The organism is Psychrobacillus sp. INOP01, assembly GCF_018140925.1.
GTDB lineage: Bacteria > Bacillota > Bacilli > Bacillales_A > Planococcaceae > Psychrobacillus.
This window is the reverse complement of the sequence record NZ_CP073315.1, coordinates 3,934,004-3,952,926: the sequence shown is the minus strand read 5'-3', so window position 1 is coordinate 3,952,926 and position 18,923 is coordinate 3,934,004. Positions and strand designations below refer to the sequence as shown.

The 18,923-nt window shown below is 36.8% G+C and carries 21 protein-coding genes; all 21 read right to left on the bottom strand.

The features are described from left to right. Positions 1–2: 2 nt before the first annotated feature. The 21 genes from aroH to KD050_RS19325 all read right to left on the bottom strand — a co-directional run bounded on the left by aroH (position 3) and on the right by KD050_RS19325 (position 18,922). Positions 3–365 (bottom strand): chorismate mutase, encoded by a 363-nt coding sequence (gene aroH, locus KD050_RS19425; RefSeq protein ID WP_211893940.1) that lies wholly within the window; start codon positions 363–365, stop codon positions 3–5. Beyond that, complete coding sequence (gene aroB / locus KD050_RS19420; protein ID WP_211893939.1) at positions 362–1,453, bottom strand: 3-dehydroquinate synthase; 1,092 nt, start codon at positions 1,451–1,453, stop codon at positions 362–364. The genes aroH and aroB overlap by 4 nt, the downstream gene beginning before the upstream one ends. A gap of 2 nt (positions 1,454–1,455) precedes the next feature. Next, positions 1,456–2,637, bottom strand: a complete 1,182-nt coding sequence (gene aroC, locus KD050_RS19415) for a chorismate synthase (protein ID WP_211893938.1) — start codon at positions 2,635–2,637, stop codon at positions 1,456–1,458. Positions 2,638–2,957: 320 nt separating this feature from the next. Next, positions 2,958–3,728, bottom strand: a complete 771-nt coding sequence (locus KD050_RS19410) for a CheR family methyltransferase (protein ID WP_235753859.1) — start codon at positions 3,726–3,728, stop codon at positions 2,958–2,960. Between the two features lie 381 nt (positions 3,729–4,109). Beyond that, the gene (gene ndk / locus KD050_RS19405) at positions 4,110–4,556 is read right to left on the bottom strand and encodes a nucleoside-diphosphate kinase (RefSeq protein ID WP_090561775.1); all 447 of its coding nucleotides are present in this window, start codon (positions 4,554–4,556) and stop codon (positions 4,110–4,112) included. Positions 4,557–4,701: 145 nt separating this feature from the next. After that, positions 4,702–5,676, bottom strand: a complete 975-nt coding sequence (gene hepT, locus KD050_RS19400) for a heptaprenyl diphosphate synthase component II (protein ID WP_211893936.1) — start codon at positions 5,674–5,676, stop codon at positions 4,702–4,704. A gap of 18 nt (positions 5,677–5,694) precedes the next feature. Then, the gene (locus KD050_RS19395) at positions 5,695–6,399 is read right to left on the bottom strand and encodes a demethylmenaquinone methyltransferase (RefSeq protein ID WP_211893935.1); all 705 of its coding nucleotides are present in this window, start codon (positions 6,397–6,399) and stop codon (positions 5,695–5,697) included. 3 nt (positions 6,400–6,402) lie between these two features. Continuing rightward, entirely contained in the window at positions 6,403–7,164 is a 762-nt protein-coding gene (locus KD050_RS19390; protein WP_211893934.1) for a heptaprenyl diphosphate synthase component 1, read from the bottom strand. 57 nt (positions 7,165–7,221) lie between these two features. Continuing rightward, a complete protein-coding gene (mtrB, locus tag KD050_RS19385; protein WP_211893933.1) occupies positions 7,222–7,443 on the bottom strand; it encodes a trp RNA-binding attenuation protein MtrB in 222 nt (73 codons plus the stop codon). 67 nt (positions 7,444–7,510) lie between these two features. After that, a complete protein-coding gene (gene folE / locus KD050_RS19380; RefSeq protein ID WP_211893932.1) occupies positions 7,511–8,080 on the bottom strand; it encodes a GTP cyclohydrolase I FolE in 570 nt (189 codons plus the stop codon). Between the two features lie 234 nt (positions 8,081–8,314). Next, on the bottom strand, positions 8,315–8,587 hold the full coding sequence (locus tag KD050_RS19375; protein WP_090561787.1) for an HU family DNA-binding protein: 273 nt from the start codon (positions 8,585–8,587) through the stop codon (positions 8,315–8,317). A gap of 172 nt (positions 8,588–8,759) precedes the next feature. Then, positions 8,760–10,238 carry a stage IV sporulation protein A gene (spoIVA, locus tag KD050_RS19370; protein WP_211893931.1) on the bottom strand — a complete coding sequence of 493 codons (1,479 nt, stop codon included), beginning with the start codon at positions 10,236–10,238 and terminating at the stop codon, positions 8,760–8,762. Between the two features lie 75 nt (positions 10,239–10,313). Next, entirely contained in the window at positions 10,314–11,021 is a 708-nt protein-coding gene (locus tag KD050_RS19365; RefSeq protein ID WP_211893930.1) for an LptM family lipoprotein, read from the bottom strand. Positions 11,022–11,034: 13 nt separating this feature from the next. Beyond that, positions 11,035–11,214: a DUF2768 domain-containing protein gene (locus KD050_RS21325; RefSeq protein WP_370627243.1), complete on the bottom strand. Its 180-nt coding sequence runs from the start codon at positions 11,212–11,214 to the stop codon at positions 11,035–11,037. A gap of 560 nt (positions 11,215–11,774) precedes the next feature. Further along, a complete protein-coding gene (locus tag KD050_RS19355) occupies positions 11,775–12,794 on the bottom strand; it encodes an NAD(P)H-dependent glycerol-3-phosphate dehydrogenase (protein WP_211893928.1) in 1,020 nt (339 codons plus the stop codon). A gap of 30 nt (positions 12,795–12,824) precedes the next feature. Then, complete coding sequence (der, locus tag KD050_RS19350) at positions 12,825–14,135, bottom strand: ribosome biogenesis GTPase Der (RefSeq protein WP_211893927.1); 1,311 nt, start codon at positions 14,133–14,135, stop codon at positions 12,825–12,827. A 101-nt stretch (positions 14,136–14,236) separates the two neighbouring features. Further along, positions 14,237–15,385 carry a 30S ribosomal protein S1 gene (gene rpsA, locus KD050_RS19345; protein WP_211893926.1) on the bottom strand — a complete coding sequence of 383 codons (1,149 nt, stop codon included), beginning with the start codon at positions 15,383–15,385 and terminating at the stop codon, positions 14,237–14,239. A gap of 93 nt (positions 15,386–15,478) precedes the next feature. Beyond that, a complete protein-coding gene (locus KD050_RS19340) occupies positions 15,479–16,066 on the bottom strand; it encodes a lysophospholipid acyltransferase family protein (protein WP_211893925.1) in 588 nt (195 codons plus the stop codon). Position 16,067: 1 nt separating this feature from the next. Then, the gene (cmk, locus tag KD050_RS19335) at positions 16,068–16,742 is read right to left on the bottom strand and encodes a (d)CMP kinase (protein ID WP_211893924.1); all 675 of its coding nucleotides are present in this window, start codon (positions 16,740–16,742) and stop codon (positions 16,068–16,070) included. Between the two features lie 173 nt (positions 16,743–16,915). After that, complete coding sequence (locus KD050_RS19330; protein WP_211893923.1) at positions 16,916–17,563, bottom strand: flagellar brake protein; 648 nt, start codon at positions 17,561–17,563, stop codon at positions 16,916–16,918. 75 nt (positions 17,564–17,638) lie between these two features. Next, a complete protein-coding gene (locus KD050_RS19325; RefSeq protein ID WP_211893922.1) occupies positions 17,639–18,922 on the bottom strand; it encodes a PepSY1/2 domain-containing protein in 1,284 nt (427 codons plus the stop codon). Between the last annotated feature and the right edge of the window lies 1 nt (position 18,923).

Genomic DNA, 18,923 nt, shown 5'->3' with positions numbered 1-18,923 from the left:
AATTATTTAAGTAAATCTGGTCTTAATACTACAGCGTTATTTAAATAGATATGCTCGACCTCTTGCTGTGTTTTTTCCGTATTTACATGCATTAATAGTCTAATACACTTTTCTAATGCCCCAGGTACACTCATTTCATGGGTGCACATCACCGGAACATACGTCCATCCTTCTATGCCTCGAACAGCTCTAGCAGGAAATGCAGAAGTAATATCGGTCGTAGTTGAAATGATGACGGAAGCGATGTCCTCGGGTAAGATTTCATTCGATTTTGCCATCTCTTCTACAAGACGTCTAGTTTCCTGAAGTACTAATTCATTTGAATCCGCCGTTACTGTTGTTGCTCCTCTTACGCCTCTAATCATTTGTTAGCCTCCTTAACCCATTGTCGCAACTGTTCATCACATTGTTTAACTTCATCCATCGAAATGATTTTCACAAATGGATTTCCAATTTCTTGAAGTAATGCAAAATGAAGTTCACCATTCATTGTTTTTTTATCTTTTTGCATAAATTTTGCTAAACTTTCAAATGGACACTGAAGCACATGTTCAAAATTATAACCCAGTCTATTAGCTAAATCATAAACGGCTTTAGAATATCCCATGTCAATTTTTCCATGAAGCTCGCTTAGCATGAGAGCAGGTATTATACCGATCATCACTGCTTCGCCATGCGTGATTTTCCCGTAACCTACTGTTGCCTCAATCGCATGACCATAAGTATGACCAAAGTTTAAAAATTTGCGATAGGACTGTTCTTTTTCGTCTATTTCGACAATACGTGCTTTTACTCGAATTCCTTTTTCTAGCCATATTAATAATTCTTTATTATCGATTGCCTTTAAGTTAGGGAGAGCAAGAAATTCATCCATCCAGTTAGTATCACTGATTAAAGCATGCTTGATCACTTCGGCTAGACCTGAGCGAACTTCTACTTCTGGTAACGTTTTTAAAAAATGAAAATCATATAATACTTCCATAGGTTGATAGAAAGCCCCAATCATATTCTTTCCATTTGGATGATTGATCGCAGTTTTACCTCCAACGGCACTATCGTGCGCTAATATAGTCGTAGGAATTTGGTAAAAAGGAATACCTCGCATAAATGTAGCTGCCACAAAACCAGTCAAGTCCCCGACTGCTCCTCCACCTAATGCAAGTAGTGCAGAATTTCTAGAGCAGTTTTCTTCTAATAAAAATGATTGGACTTGAAAATAAGATTCAAACGTTTTGCATGCTTCACCGTTGGGAACAATAAAAATTTTAATTGGTAGCGTTAAATTAGTACGAACATATTCCTCATGTAAACTCCACACATGTTCATCTGTTATTAACACTAATTGATCATATCCCGATAATGCATCCGCTTGTCTCTCACAAAAGGATTGTAAAATATTCTCTCCTAAATAAACTTCGTAAACGGAGTCTTTCGTTTTGACTTGGATAGACATCATTAAAACCCCTTTGTATATGCTCTATGACTCTCTATATCTGCAAGTAATGTATCTATTTTATCTCCATGGAAGGTTTCTAGTACTGCTTGTGCAATCTCCCAAGCAATAACCGCTTCCGCAACTACAGAAGCTGCTGGCACGGCACAGCTATCTGATCTTTCAATACTTGCCTTGAACGGCTCCTTTGTATCAATGTCAACACTTTGGAGTGGCTTGTAAAGCGTAGGAATTGGTTTCATCACTCCACGTACTACAATTGGCATTCCCGTTGACATACCACCTTCTAGACCACCTAGACGGTTTGTATCGCGTGTATAGCCTTCTGCTTCACTCCAAGATATCTGATCATGAACTTGACTTCCAAAAAGGTTAGCCATTTCAAAACCTAATCCTACTTCTACACCTTTAAATGCATTAATGCTCATCATCGCCATTGCTAGTTTACCGTCTAACTTACGATCATAATGGACATAACTCCCAACTCCAGCTGGCATCCCAGAAACAATTACCTCTACTACTCCACCAATCGTATCTCCAGCTTTTTTCGCATTATCGATGGCCTCTACCATTTTCGTAGACGCTTCCGAATCTAAGCAATAAACCGGGTCAGCCTCCACAATCTCACGAATTTCCTCTACCGTTTTACCATTAGCTAGATTTAAATCCGCTTCAATCCCACCAATTTTTGTAACATGAGCCACAATGGATATACCTAGTTTACTTAACAATTCTTTCGCAACTGCTCCTACCGCAACTCTTACTGTAGTTTCACGTGCTGATGACCGCTCTAGGACATTACGTAAATCACGATGACCATACTTCATGCCACCTACTAAATCGGCATGTCCAGGACGTGGTCTTGTAATCTGTCTTTTAATATCCTCAGGATCTATTTCATCTCCAAGAGGCTCAATCCCCATAATATTCGTCCAATGCTTCCAATCATCATTGTTCACAACTAGGCAAACTGGAGATCCTAAAGTTTTCCCGTGGCGTACACCTGAAGTAATTGCTACTGTATCTTTTTCAATTTGCATACGTCTTCCGCGTCCATGTCCACCTTGACGACGTTTTAATTCTTTATTTATCATTTCACTCGTTATTTCTAATTGAGCTGGTAACCCCTCAATAATAGCTGTTAGTTGCGGCCCATGTGACTCACCTGCAGTTAAATATCTCACAGCACTTTCCCCCTTCAACTCGCTAAAGTATTTGTTTATCACTATAACAAAATTTCAATACAATGTATAGAAGAAATACACAAGTCCCTACGAAAAATTCTACTTGCACTGGAAGGATTTCGTAAAGGCGCTCCCAACTCTTTAACCGATTATAGTAATGGGCTGATCGTTATTTTTTTATTCATTGATCGATTGCACCTCATTATTTCGACTTAATAATTGATTGTTCGTTCTATACCTAAAATTATTGATTTTACTCAACTTCTGTACTTTATCTTTTCTTATAAGAAAACTGTCCGAAATTTCCCGGACAGTTCCACTTATTTTTTCCGATAAAAAAAGGTATCTTCCGTTTCAAATCCATATTTTCCTGGATTGAATATCTGTTCCGTACTACCGACGAATAGTATTCCTCCGGACCGAAGCGAATCACTAAAGTTTTGATAAATTTGATCTTTTGCTTCTTCTGTAAAGTAAATCATGACATTCCTACAAACAATCAAATCAAAGTTTTTATCATATGTATCTTTCAATAGATTATGTTTTTTAAATGTTACTGTCTTTTTAACCGAATCACTTATCTTATAAAATGGCGTTTGGTTCTCAAAGTACTTATTCTTCATAACCATTGGAACCTCGGCTAGCGACCGTTCAGGATAAACACCAACCTTCGCACGTTGTATTGCATTTTCATCTAAATCCGTTGCGTGTATAGCAACTTGAGATAAAGGAACATGATTGGACAGAACCATAGCAATTGTATAAGGTTCTTCTCCAGTAGAGCATGCTGCACTCCAAATTTTTAGACGTTTATTAGTTTCTAATAATTTCGGAAATATTTTAGTTTGTAGTACATCCCAGCGTTTCGCATTCCGATAAAACTCCGAAACATTAATCGTCATTCTATCTAGAAATTCATTCATTAAATCTCTATTCGAGTCGAGTGCTTGATAAAATTCAACAAAATTTTTATATCCCTTTTTTTCATACAAAGAGGTAAGTCTACGTCGCATCTGCGCCTCTTTATACGCCGCAAGATCGATACCTGTTTTTTTCTTAATGGAATTCACAAACTTTATATAGTCCGGCAAAATGACTTCGCTCCTTTCTGAAAACCTATATTTAGTATATCTTATACGTAGCATTTCGAACATACAAAAAAGACAGATAAATGTGAACATTTGTCCGTCTTTTTAACTGTTGAGATAGCGTCTCTCTCGTATAGCTGTCATTTTCGCTCGTATAGGCGTTGATATCTCTATTATAACCATAGGGCTCTCGTATAGCATCATTCTCTCTCGTACGAGCCCGAATTTTGCTCGCTTAGATGTAGAGGCCTCTCGTATAACCGTGGGGCTCTCATATACCAACCAGTCTCTCTCGTATAAGCTCGAATCTCGCTCGTATTGAACATTTTTCAAAACAAAAAAATGGTTGTTTATGACCGAAGTCATAAACAACCATTTTAGATATTAGTTAATCCAGTTGTTAGCATCTTTTTTGTAAGATACTAGTTCTTCTTGTTTGAAGAATAATCCGATTTCGCGTTCCGCGCTTTCAGGAGCATCAGAACCGTGGATAATATTTTTCCCTACAGTTACTGCGAAATCTCCACGGATAGTTCCAGGTGCAGATTCTTTAGGGTTTGTAGCACCCATCATTAAACGAGCAGTTGAGATAACGTTCTCACCTTCCCAAACCATTGCGAAAACTGGTCCAGAAGTGATGAATTCTACTAATTCACCGAAGAATGGGCGCTCTTTATGCTCACCGTAATGTTGTTCAGCAAGTTCAGTAGGAATTTGCATTAATTTTGCTCCAACTAATTGGAATCCTTTTGCTTCAAAACGACCTACGATTTCACCGATTAAGTTACGTTGTACGCCATCAGGTTTTACCATTAAAAATGTCTTTTCCATAGTTAACACTCCTCAAAAATATATAATGGACTTTATTCTCCACCGTTACAAATATTATCATTATAATTCATTATTTTCAAATTAAATTAATATCTGGTTATTTGCTCTATGCCCTAGAGGTTATATAACCTTAAATTTGTGTTGTTTAGAATTTCCTTTTACTCATAAACAAAGCAATGTTTTGTAACGATTTCTTTGCGGAGTTTGCCGGTAGTTGCTTTACTTCATTTAGCGCTTTTTGCAAGTATATATTACTTATTTGTTTTGCACGATTTATACCGTCTGATTCGCGAATTTTCAATAACAGCAGCTGTCTATTTGCGTCACTAATCGTTCCTTCTAATATTTCTCTTAATAAAGGTTCGATGACTGGATCGTTTTTTACATATAGAACCGGCAAAGTAATATTTCCCTGTGCAAGATCAGATCCAGCAGGTTTGCCTAATTGCTCATCAGTAGATGTAAGGTCCAGAATGTCATCGATTATTTGAAATGACATACCGACATAATATCCAAACCGTTTCAGATGCTCTACTGTTTTCTCGTCTGCATCGGAAGCAATTGCACCTAATTCACAGCTTGCAGATATTAAAATTGCTGTTTTTCGTTTAATCCGACGTAAATAGTCTCGAACCGTTTGTTCAAGATAGTGTTTATCCTCGATTTGGATAATCTCACCAATACAAAGTTCCACCATTGTTTGCGATAACACTTCATGTGCATATGTATTTTGTAAATCTGTTATGTATTCAATTGCATTTGCAAAAAGAAAATCCCCTGTATACATCGCGACCCGATTATTCCACTGTGCCTTCACCGTTTCTCTGCCCCGTCTAGTTTCCGCATCGTCAATTACATCATCATGGACGAGAGAAGCCATATGAATGAGTTCAACAGAAACAGCCACATTTTTTATAGAGTCTATTGAATAGTTTCCAAATTTCGCTGCAAGCAAGACGAAAACTGGTCTAATTCGTTTACCACCAGCACGTAATAAATGAAGAGACGCCTCATTCAATAAGTGAGAGGATGAATTCACCGCTATAGCTAATTCTTTTTCGATGATATCAAGATCCGATTTTAAATCGGAATAGAGTAACTTTAACTTCATCTTATCCACGGTTACAACCTCACTCACTTAAATATCTTTTTTATACCCAATATGTCTAGCTGCCGCTCCACCACTATATGGTTTGCTTGTCACATTAACCATGCCCACTTTTTCAAATAGCTTAGTTAACTCGGCTCTATTTGGAAACTCTTTAGCAGACTCCTGTAACCATGAGTATTCTTTATAGCTTTTCGCAAAAAGTTTTCCAAAGATCGGCATGATATAACGGAAATAGAATCGGAATAACCCATTGAATAATTTCGAATCAGGTTGTGACGTTTCTAAACAAACAACCATTCCACCTGGTTTAGCAACACGATTCATTTCACTTAACACTTGTGTATAGTCCGGAACATTGCGTAAACCGAAACCAATCGTTACATAATCAAAAGAATTATCTTCGAATGGCAATTCCATCGCATTTCCTTGAATTAACTCAATTTGAGAAATTCGCTTTACTTTTTCTAACCCAACATTTAACATATTTTGACTAAAATCTAAACCTCTAACGTCACCAGTTGGTCCAGTTGCCTCAGCCAATGCGATTGTCCAATCTGCTGTTCCACAACATACGTCCAATGCTTTGCTTCCAGACTTTACTTGCATAGCCTTCATCGTATCTTTTCGCCATGCTTTATGTTGTTGAAAGCTAATAACCGAATTCATCGAATCATAATTATCGGATATTTTTTCGAAAACTTCATGCACATGCTGTTCTTTTGATTTCCCCACGATTTAACCTTCTCTCAACTGCTTTTCTAAGGTGCTTTTCATTAATTTATTTAACATTATATTTTTTAGTTGGTCTTGTAATAGCTCTGAGTTGGTGATTTCTTCTTTGAGTAGAGACTCAACTTTTTCTATCTCCACCTGTAGCAAATTAATATTAGCTTGTAATTGACTAGATTTACTAATGTAAAACGGTTGGCCGCCTTGTTCATATGCTTCTAGTTCTTTTTTTAAAGCAATGAGTAGCAAGGACTCTTTCATAACGAATACATACTCATGAAATGAATAATAATCATAAAGTTGTTCGATAGATTTAGATTCAATCAGTTGTATAGATTGTATGAGTTCTTCAAAGCTATATAATTGTCGATCATAAAATTTAGTTTTCTGTTCAGATATAGTCGCGACACCATCCGACAATTGTTGGATTAAGTCTAATTGTTTGTCGCTAGCTAATAACTGGTAATACTTCCCGCTATAATAATCCCCAGCTAATACTTGTAGTTGCTGTTCCTTGGTTGTTGCATTCAATTCTTTTACTAAGTCGTGTGCAGCTAAGGCAGAAAAGATAAGCGTAACTGCAATGGCGGAGTTGCTTTGAGACTCTTCCCATTCTTCCCCATTAAATAGTGGTAAAAGTGTAAAAAACAAACGCTCTTCATCAATGACAGGAGCCCCGGTATATTTTAACAAAGTACTTTGCTGAACTTGTTTGAGAATACCATCTTTATACTGCTTTATATGTTGTTTGATCAATGCTTCGTTCATACACTTTACTCCATTTCCCAACTGCGCTTTATCTGTCTATCTGGTTATTTTAAATAATTATTTTTTAGATTCGGATTGTATAATACCATTTGCAGAATGAATTGATGCTTTTCCTCTGATCTTCATGGCCGACGTATGTTCGGTAAACTGGGCAATCATAACTTCGCCATTATCCAGTTTTTCAGAATGATGAAATTTTGTATCTGTTCCTCTTGTAAGACCAATTACATGAACTCCATCTTCCTCTGCTTTTATCAAAATATAATCTGAACTAGACATATTATAGTCTCCTTTGTTCACAGTCTTTTTCCATCATACCATATTCTAAAGCCGACATCCAAAGGTGTTACTTCATCTGTATAAATGAAAGTATTTCGGAGCGCTTCACGTCGTCCTTTTCTAAAATTCCACGTGCAACAGCAGTAATTGTTTTTGCACCAGGTTTTTTAATACCTCGCATCGTCATACACATATGCTCCGCTTCCACTACTACATATACACCGTGCGGATTTAGCATTTGCATTATATCATCCGCCACGCTTGAGGTGATTCTTTCTTGAAGTTGAGGACGTCTTGCTGTCGTCTCTACAGCTCTAGCAAGTTTACTTAAACCAGTGACCACCCCATTACGAGGAATATATGCGACATGTGCTTTTCCGTAAAAAGGAACTAAATGATGTTCACACATGGAGTAAAATGGAATATCTTTTACTAAAACTAACTCTTCATGCTCTTCGTTAAAAACAGTTTTAAAATATTCCTTTGGATCCTGATGTAAGCCTTCGAACATTTCTGCGTACATTTTAGACACTCTTTTAGGAGTGTCTAACAATCCCTCTCTACTCGGATCTTCTCCGACTGCCTCTAAGATCATTTTAACAGCTTCTTCTATCTTGTTCAGATCGACTTTTGTCATCTGTAGACCCCCTAAAACTTATGTATTATATCAATAGCATCTTAGCATATGAAATGCTTATAATAAATAAATTTATAATAAGCCCATACTTGCATATTTTATCCTTCTCAATTTCTGATTTTCTTTTTATGGGTTAGCTTAACAATCGAACAATCTGATAACAGAACTTAATTGAAAAGAACGGCTACCGTGAAGCAAGCTCCACAATAACCGTTCTATGTACTACAACATCAGTTATTTAACTGCGTCTTTAAGTGCTTTACCTGGTTTAAACGCAGGTACTTTGCTAGCCGCGATGTCGATTTCTTTACCTGTTTGTGGGTTACGTCCTTTACGTGCAGCACGTTCACGAACTTCAAAGTTTCCAAAACCGATTAATTGAACTTTTTCACCATCTGCAAGAGCAGTTTGAATTGATTCAAATACAGCTTCAACAGCTTTAGAAGCGTCTTTTTTAGAAAGTTCTGTAGCTTCTGCAACAGAGTTAACTAGTTCTGTTTTATTCATACCATTCACCTCCTCTCAAAGGAAGATAGCTTCAATCCTGTAAAAAGAGTATCACAACCAAAAAACCTTCGCAACACAATTTACACGACTTTAGCTAAGTTTCCTCAAAAAAAGGGCATTTTCGCACAATAACAGGACTTTTTGCATAGTCGCAAAAAGTCCTGTATTGGATTCACAATATAAATGTGACCATCCCTCGGTCACCTTCATTCACCATTCGTTCAATCGTTTCTCGCATTCTTTTCTTCGCAACGTCAGAAACACTTTCTGTTTTATAACGTAAACTTTCTTTTAATACTTCCACTAGTGAAGTCCCAAAAACCTGTGTTTGCCATAAAGCATCTCGGTCATGTAAAAACCCATGTTTTAAATCTTTTAATAATTGTTGACTATGAAATTCAGACCCGATTAATGGCGCGAATTCCGCTTCCATATCCACACGAATAATGTGAAGAGATGCGGCTTTTGCTTTTAAGCTTACACCATAGAAATTATTTTGTTTTATAATTTCTGGTGCAGTAGGCTGAAAATCTTGAATAGTTGGCAAAGATACACCGTAACCGTGTTTTTTTGCTGCTTCTAATGCCTCTGAAAATTTATTATATGCCTTTTTAGCTGTAGAAGCCTCTTTAACAAATAGTAGCCAATCCTTTTTGGACTCAATAGGCTCCTCTAACCATTCATCACAAACTTCTTGAAACACTTCGGGTTTTAAACCGATTTGTATACATGCAGATCCTCTGCCTGGATTTGCCTCAACCACTTCTGCAGATTGGATAAAGGGAACTTGCTTAAATCTAGAAGCTAATTCTTTCACGTCTTTCATTTTGGATACTATCTGCAGCCACTCTTGTAAAGAAGAAGTGATGGCATTATTGACAAAATGATCCGGTTCAAGTACATCTGTCCAATCTGGTTTGACTAATTCGATATCCGTGATCGGAAATTCATAGAGTGCTTGTTGGAGTATGTATTGAATTTCCTCAGCAGTCATACGATCAACGGCAGTTGCAATTACCGGAACCTCATGTTGTCTCTGTAATTCTTCACTTAATTGAATCGTCTCTAAATGACCTGGATTTTTACTGTTTAAAACGATCACAAACGGCTTACCAATCTCTTTTAATTGTGTGATGATTTGTTGTTCTGCACTTTCAGCTGCTATACGTGGAATATTATTTACTGTTCCATCCGTAGTGACAACAATACCAATAGTTGAATGATCTCTAATTACTTTGTCTGTACCGATTCTAGCTGCTTCTTCAAAAGGTATTGCTTCGCTATGCCATGGGGTATGCACCAACTTCTGACCCTCTTCACCCGAATGTGTTTTAATGCCGTCAATCATATACCCCACACAATCTACTAGTCTGATCTGTAAGCGTAGCTGATCTTCTCCTAGATGAATATTTGTCCCGTGTGCAGGCACAAATTTAGGCTCTGCTGTCATTATTACATTACCAGGTGAACTTTGAGGCAATTCATCTTGTGCACGTAGACGTTCGGCCTCTTCCTGGATGTTCGGTATTACTACTAACTCCATTACTCGTTTTACAAAAGTAGACTTACCTACTCGGACAGGGCCGACTACACCAATATACACATCACCATTCGTTCTTTCTGCTATCTGTTCATACAGTTTACTCGACATGGATACTCTCCTTTCTTAGCAATTTAATATATGCACAAAAAAAACGTTTCATGCATATCGCACGAAACGTCCTTTTTATTTTTCCAACATAAAAATAGGCTCATTCTGTTCGTTTACCGTGTAAGGTAGGGAATAGGCTGGGACAATTGCAAAATTATCTGTTAACAGATAACGAATGTCATCTCCAGGCTCTATTTTATCTTCTGTTTCTTGTAGTAATCTATTTAATTCTATGGAGTAATCTACATAGACCTCCCCATCACCAGTAACTACAATCGGTAATTGAGTATCAGAGTATGGACTTTGAACAGATAATTCACCATTATAACCCATTTTTTTATAGTCCAGCTTATAAACACCTTCTACAATCGTTTCAGCTATCGGACCGAATCCATTTATACCTTTTCGATAATTAATGTCACGTAGTGTATCCGCGATACGTAGGTCCACTAATTTAACCGTAGGATTCTCTTCAACATCCATTAGCACGTATTGATAAATACCTCCTGCTTCAAATGAATTGGCAGGAGCCTCGCCAAGCTTGGATGGAATGATTTTGCTAAAGTCAATTGGGTATTTAATGTATTGATCAGTTTCCATATCGCGCGTTTTAATCGGTAATAGTCCACTGGAATCTTCCTGAAAACTATCAACAGCTTTTTGAACTGCCTCTAGTTGATCCTCATATGGCAATAAATTTTCAGGTTCATAACCGCTTTTATAACCACATCCGGCTAAGAAGATCATTAGTAAAATTACAGCAATAAGTTTAAACTTTTTCATAGGAATCTCCTTACTAAGCCTTAGTTGGGTTAGATATTATATAGATCATCGTAATGAAACCTACAAACAATAATATGTATGCGATCAAACCAAATATAAACTTCAAGAATTTATTATTCAGTTTATTCTTTACAAAAAACATAAATGCCATAGCTAAAAACATACAACCCATAGATCCAAACGATATCCACATTTTATCCATTGATGATACTAATAACACAACTCCCACACCTTTCTTCAATAAAAAAGTATAACACATATAAAAAACGCAAGCACCCTCCAAAGAAAAATCTAACTCGCATCGTTTCCCGAGGGCAATGGCAAAACTTAAGCTACATCATTACCGAGAACCTTGAATGGAGGGTCGTGACTCCGTCACGACCCTCCATTTTTTCGCTAATCTTGTGGCAATTATTTGTCTGTCGCTCACCTCTAACTATAAGAAACAGATTCGAGAAGCTTTTGAAAAGAAGAGAAGTAATTCTTTCCTATGCGTTAAAGAAGCGTCCGAAGATACAATTTCGGTCGCACCTAGCCTTCATTATTGGGTAAATACTTACTATTTCTTCTTATTTCCACTAGCATAAAAATAAATCTATTTTCTTCATCTCTCATTAAAATACCCATATTACTTGTCTTTGAATAAAAAGATCCTAGCAAACATTCAAAAGAAGCATTCTATAAAAAATAGTATTCTAGATTAACAGCTAAAAGAGTTGTTTTTAACAACAACTCTTTCCATTTGTGACAAATTTAGAACGTTTTATAATCTTCTAATTCGTGTTTTTTGGTTCGGTGCATGAGTATGTCTACTGCCTCTTTTGGATTAACCTGTTCAAATAAGACAGAGTACAGTGCTTCCGTAATCGGCATATCCACTTGCTGTTTAGTAGCGAGCTGATAAGCAGCTTTTGTCGTTCGAACACCTTCTACGACCATGCCCATCTCTTCTAATACTGTTTCCAGTGTAGCTCCCTTACCTAACATATTACCAGCACGCCAATTCCTAGAATGCACACTTGTACATGTTACGATCAAGTCACCCATACCCGTTAAACCAGAGAAAGTGTAAGGCTGTGCACCAAGACTAATGCCAAGACGAGAGATTTCTGCAAGTCCTCTTGTGATTAGTGCTGCTTTTGCATTATCTCCGTATCCTAGCCCATCAACAATTCCAGCTGCTAAAGCTATTACATTTTTGAGCGCTGCTCCAATTTCTACACCAATGACATCATCGTTTGTATAAACCCGGAAATATTTGTTCATAAACAAATCTTGAATCTTTTCGGCAGCAATCATATTTTCACTTGCAACTGTAATAGTTGTTGGGTGCTTTAATACAACCTCTTCTGCATGACTAGGACCAGATAACACGACTATTGCTTCCATGACATCCCTTGATAGTTCATCCTCAATCATTTCTGATATTCTATTTAAAGAATCAGGTTCAATACCTTTAGAAACATGCACAAATAACTTCTTTTCATCCAAGAAAGGTAGCATATTTTGGCAGACTTCTCTAATCGCTTTAGTTGGAACCGCAATCACAATTACATTCGCGTATTGGATTGCTTTTTGAAAGTCACTAGTAGCTCTTAAATTAGCTGGTAATATTGTATCTGGCAAATACTTTTTGTTAGTATGCTTTGTATTTATTTCCGTTGCTTGTTCATCTCTGTGTGACCATAGCAGACAGTCATGATCATTGTTTGCAAGAACCATTGCTAAGGCTGTTCCCCAGCTTCCTGCACCCAGTACAGTTACTTTTTCCATCGCTATTTCGCTCCTTTAAAACTAATAGGATTAAGTTCTTGCCCGTGTGATAATCCGGATTGGAGTACCTTCAAAGTCAAAGGACTCTCTAATGCGATTTTCTAAAAATCTTTCGTAAGAAAAATGCATCATCTCTGGCTCATTAACAAACACAACGAAAGTTGGTGGTTTAATAGCCACTTGAGTTGCATAGTAAATACGCAGTCTCTTCCCTTTATCAGTTGGAGCTGGATTTCTTGCTACAGAATCTTCAATTACCTCATTCAATACAGAAGACTGAACACGCATTGCATGGTTTTCACTTACTTGATTGATAACCGGTAGAAGTGCATGAACACGTTGCTTTGTTTTAGCAGACACGAAAACAATCGGTGCATAATCCAAAAATTGAAAATGATCTCTAATTTTCTTCGTCATCACATTCATCGTTTTATCGTCTTTTTCAATTGCATCCCATTTGTTCATGACGATAATAACTGCTTTACCTGCCTCATGCGCGTAGCCTGCAATTTTTTTGTCTTGCTCTTGAATACCTTCTTCAGCATTCAGAACAACTAAAACAACGTCAGAACGTTCGATCGCCTTTAAAGCACGTAATACACTGTATTTCTCTGTCGTTTCATATACTTTCCCTTTTTTACGCATACCTGCTGTATCAATCATTACGTATTCTTGACCATCAAACGAGTATTCCGTATCAATCGCATCTCTTGTTGTTCCGGCGATATCACTTACGATTACACGATCATGACCTAAAAATGCATTGATCAAAGAAGACTTCCCTACATTTGGACGTCCGATTAGAGAAAACTTAATAACTTCTTCCCCATATTCTATATCCTCTACGTCTGGGAAATTCTTTGCTACTTCATCTAGCAAATCGCCTAAACCAAGACCATGTGAGCCTGAGATTGGGAAAGGTTCACCTAATCCTAAAGCGTAAAAATCATAAAGCAAGTCACGCATATCCGGATTATCGATTTTATTTACAGCTAATACGATTGGTTTTTTTGTTTTATATAAAATTTTAGCAACATATTCGTCTGCAGCTGTAATTCCTTCTCGACCATTCGTCAAGAAAATGATAACATCTGCTTCGTCCATCGCTATTTCAGCTTGTTGCTTAATTTGTTCTAAAAACGGCTCGTCGCTTAGTTCAATACCTCCTGTGTCGATAATATTGAATTCATGTGTCAACCAATCGGCAGAACTATATATACGATCACGTGTAATCCCTGGAATATCCTCTACTATGGATACGCGCTCTCCTACGATTCGATTAAATATAGTCGATTTGCCGACATTTGGCCTACCAACGATTGCTACTACTGGTTTTGTCATTGCTTTTTCATCCTTCCAACTTCGTCTAAGTTGTATTATACAACAAAAAGACAAAAACAGGCGACTTTATTGAAGTCACCTGTTCAAGATAGGGTATGGTTTTAATTATTGTTTGTGAAGCCTTTCAGTTTGTCACCCAGTACATCACTTATAGAAAATCCTCGTGATTCTTCAGGCATTTGATAATCTTCTATATTATATCGATCTTCATTTTCAACTAATTCTTTGATGCTTAAAGAAAGACGTTTTTCAGCACTATTAACTTCTATTACTTTAACTTGTACTTCTTCGCCCTCTTTTAAAACCTCTTGTGGATTACTAATATGCTTATGTGCAATTTGAGAAATATGCACAAGCCCTTCTACTCCAGGGAATACTTCTACAAACGCACCGTATGAAACAAGGCGTTTTACTTTCCCAGTAAGTACTGTTCCTTTTGAAGCTTTTTCTTCAATCTCTGCCCAAGGTCCAGGAAGTGTATCCTTAATAGATAATGAAATTCTTTCAGCATCACGATCGATAGATAAAACTTTTACTTTAACTTCTTGACCTTCAGTTAAAACGTCCGCAACATTTTCTAAGTGCTCGTATGAAATTTGTGAAATATGAACAAGTCCATCAACTCCGCCAATATCGACAAATGCACCGAACGAAGCTAGACGTTGTACTGTGCCTGTCAATACGTCTCCACTTTTAATGGCTTCGAATGTTTGGTGCTTGCTAACTGATTTTTCATCTTCTACGACTGCTTTGTGAGAAAGAATCAGTCTATTTTTATCTTTTTCGAGTTCAACTATTTTAAAGGTTATTACCTTTCCTTTATAGTCTTCAAAGGATTCTACAAAATGATCCTCTATTAATGACGCAGGGATGAAACCACGGACACCTAAATCTACTACTAGTCCGCCTTTAACCACTTCTTTTACTTCAGTTTCAATTATTTCTCCAGATTGGAATTGCTTTTCTAACTTATCCCACGCCTTTTCCGCGTCCACTTTTCTTTTAGAAAGGACAAAGTTAGCTTCTTCCACTTTAGTAATCATTAATTCCAATTCGTCACCGATGGAAACGGAGTCGGATGCTTTTTCAATATGCAAGCTAGATAGTTCACTTATTGGAACTATTCCATCAAAAGGTGCACCTTCAATTGTTACGATTATAGATTTCTCATCTACTTGTGCAACCGTTGCTTTTACTAGTTCACCCTCTTTAAACTCATTCGTGTCGTTTAAGTTCATTTCTTCTGACATATGATATTCCTCCTTCACAGCGTCTCTATTCTATTTTATGCGAATTGGCACAGAATTACAAAAGGAAGCACTTTATAAAAAATAATATTCTAATTATTTTGATTTATGCTCTTCTAGTAATTTAGCAATATTCTCCATTATAATATCTGTCACTTCATCTGCTGAAGCCTTTCTTTCACGGTAAGGTTTAATATCAATCGGCTCGCCGTACACTACTTTTAACTTTTTAAAAGGTTTATAAGGACCTATAATAGCGCATGGGACAACATTCGCTTCTCCACGTAATGCAAAGAATCCTGCTCCACTAAATCCTTTTCCTAGCGTACCATCCTTACTTCTTGTCCCTTCAGGGAATAATCCGACCACTTCTCCCTCTTTTAAAAGCTTAATAGCTGTGCGAAGAGCATCACGGTCACTCAGTCCTCTTTTCACTGGGAAAGCATTCACTCCAGGTAAAATCCCTTTCAATAGTGGGACATTAAATAATTCTGCTTTTGCCATAAAATGCACAGGCCTAGGAGCAAGTATCCCAACCACTGGTGGATCCAATGCATTGATATGATTAGAGCATAACAAAATTCCGCCATCTTTTGGAAAATTTTCCGTCCCAATAACTTCAAATCTATAAATTGGTTTTAACGCCGAAAAAACAACCGTCTTTGCAAAGGAGTAAAGATTCAATTTAAGACATCCTTTCTTTTGCAAGATGCATAATTTTTTCCGATACTTCATCAACCGTTAAAAATGTCGTATCTATAAAAATTGCATCATCTGCCTGTATTAATGGTGAAGCTTTTCTTTCACTATCTAACTTATCTCTAAGAGCAATCTCTTGTTTAAGTTCTTCAAGGTTTGTTTCAATTCCTCTATTTTGGTTTTCTAAATACCTTCTATTTGCTCTTTCTTCCACACTGGCACTCATAAAAATCTTCAGCTCAGCGTCCTTTAAAACATGGGTACCAATATCTCTACCATCCATTACGATACTCCCATTTTTGCCCATTTCCATCTGTCTCTTAACCATCTCTTCTCGTAATGTTGCATGTGCAGCAACCGCTGAAACAGAAGCTGTAACCTCTTTTGAACGAATTTCCTCAGTGACAGCCACATTATCAAGAAATACCAATTGACCAGCTGGAGAAGGTTTTAGCTCTATAGAAGTCTCTTTTAATAAGTTTGTTAATTTATCTTCTTCTTGCAAATCTATGTTCTCTTGTAGTGCTTTATACGTGATTGCACGGTACATAGCACCTGTGTCTACATATGTATACCCTAGTAACTCTGCGGTCTTTTTAGCAATCGTGCTTTTGCCTGCTGCTGCTGGGCCATCTATGGCTATTTGTATTTGCTTTTTCAATCTATTTGCCTCCACTCTATTCCTTTACATTTTATCATAGAACCGTAATAATGAGAAAAAAGCAAGCGCCCTAAATGAAAACTTATTTTTAATAATTACCAAATAGTTCTGCAGTAAACTTTAAGAGGCTACACAAAAGTTATACTTTTGTGTAGCCTCTTTTCTCATTTCATTTAACTCATTGTTTTCTTTCGAATCAGTAGTTGACGTTCAAAACAAAACCGTACAATTTGTTGTTTATCTAGGTCATCCGTATCTGTAAAATGCAGAGAAGCAATAGTAAGGGATCCTTTTTCCCAAATCCTAATTACTTGCGCTAGAGTTGTAACATATTTAATATCACCATTATTAAACAACAGGGGAATTAGTAATGATACTTCATCTCCATCTTTAAAGTTTACTGGTTTGTTTAAGATAACCGCCGTTCCTCCAGCACTTATATCATCTGTAACGAATTGATATTTTTCCTCATCGAATTGTACAGAAATATCTATAGATGTATTAACGCGAACAAAATCTCTACGTTGTATACGCAAAAATTCGGATTCTGCTGGAAGCGCAAGCTTAACCATTGGTATTTGTTTTGATTTTTTTTCTAATACCTCTGTCTGAAACGCATAAACCGCCTTTGAATCTTCCACAAAAGTTGCTCTAAGCTGCATGCCGTCCATTAAAAAAACTGTTCTATTGGAGATTGTATCCATTGGATAATCGATATAAATAAATTGATCGTCTAGATCGACCACTTTACATCGATATTTTTCTGTTTTATCAATAAAGGTTGGCTCTAACGTTAAATGTGTACCAAGTTTGATTTTCATAAGCAACCCTCTTTAGTGTCATAATATACTTTCTATTATGACATTGAAGTGATTATTTTTCTACAGAAAAAAATTCTACGGAAGTTTATCTGCATGTAATATTTCGTGGTTTTCGGTATCTATATAAATTTTGTACGTGCCAATAGCATCATTCCTAGCTAACAATTGATAGGCCAAACGTTGTTGGAGTTGCTTGTTTTCTACATATGCTAGGCGCTCTTCCTCAATTAAGAAGTTACTCGAAAATAGTTCCGTTTTATCTAATGGCACTATTTCTTGCTTCTCAGTTTTTTCTTTCTGAATATATTCCATTGCATTTAAACCGAGCAATTCACCATTATCTTTCGCGATTTTCAATTGGATGCCATCCGCATAAATCAATGCATCATTATTCTCGTCTAATCTCGCAAATGATAAATGCCAAGCCACTGAATTCTCACGATATTCTACCATCTCAGTGTCCTCAAATCCTAATGTTTTCATATATTCAGCAGATTTATCTTTCATCTGTTGTACTGTTATAGTCGTCTTGTCAAAGGGTCTTTCCATTAAAAATGACAGTATATGTCCACCCTTTTTGGTTAAATCTGCGTATCCTATTCGAATGCCTTCATGAAATTTAATATGGTAAAATGGATAAGGAGCATCCTGGGAACTTTCCGTTATATGAATTTTTGCATCCTTAAACTCTGGAAACAATTTAACAAACCGTTCCTGAGCCTCATCTGAAGTAATTTCGGTGTCCTGAATATGCTGTAAATCTCTTTTCTTTTGTTGATCCGTTTCACTTGCAGTCATTGGGAAGTCACTTTCTGTATATGCCTTTACAGAATTACCTAGTGATTTCCAATTCTTCTCACCACTTTTATCTAATTTATTTTGAACAAAAGCAGTTACGATATAATCTTTATTCCCTCCGTCTTTGTTCGTAAATGCCCACTGATCTGAAAGTGCTTGCAAGTTTTCTCTAGCACTGACCATGTTCTTTTGCCATTCCTCAATTGGCACCTTCCCATTTTTCACCTGGGCAGCACCATTGCCTAGTCTGTTTAAATAATTCATCCATACTGTAGATGTTTCATTACTTATTGGCAATGAACTTATAGAATTTCTTATATCCGAGGAAATTCTCCATACATCTTCTAAAGGCTGATCTAAAGCTTCCTTATCCGTAAATAACATTGTTTGATCGACGGACTCAGTTAACTTAGTCAGTTTTTCAGATGCCGAGGTCAATTGATTGGAGTATTGTACTGCTAATGCATTTTCTAGTCGTTTATTTTGAGACTGAACAGAGAAATGATACATAAGGAAGACTACTGCAACGGAAGACACGATTACCCATATAGTTTTTTTCATT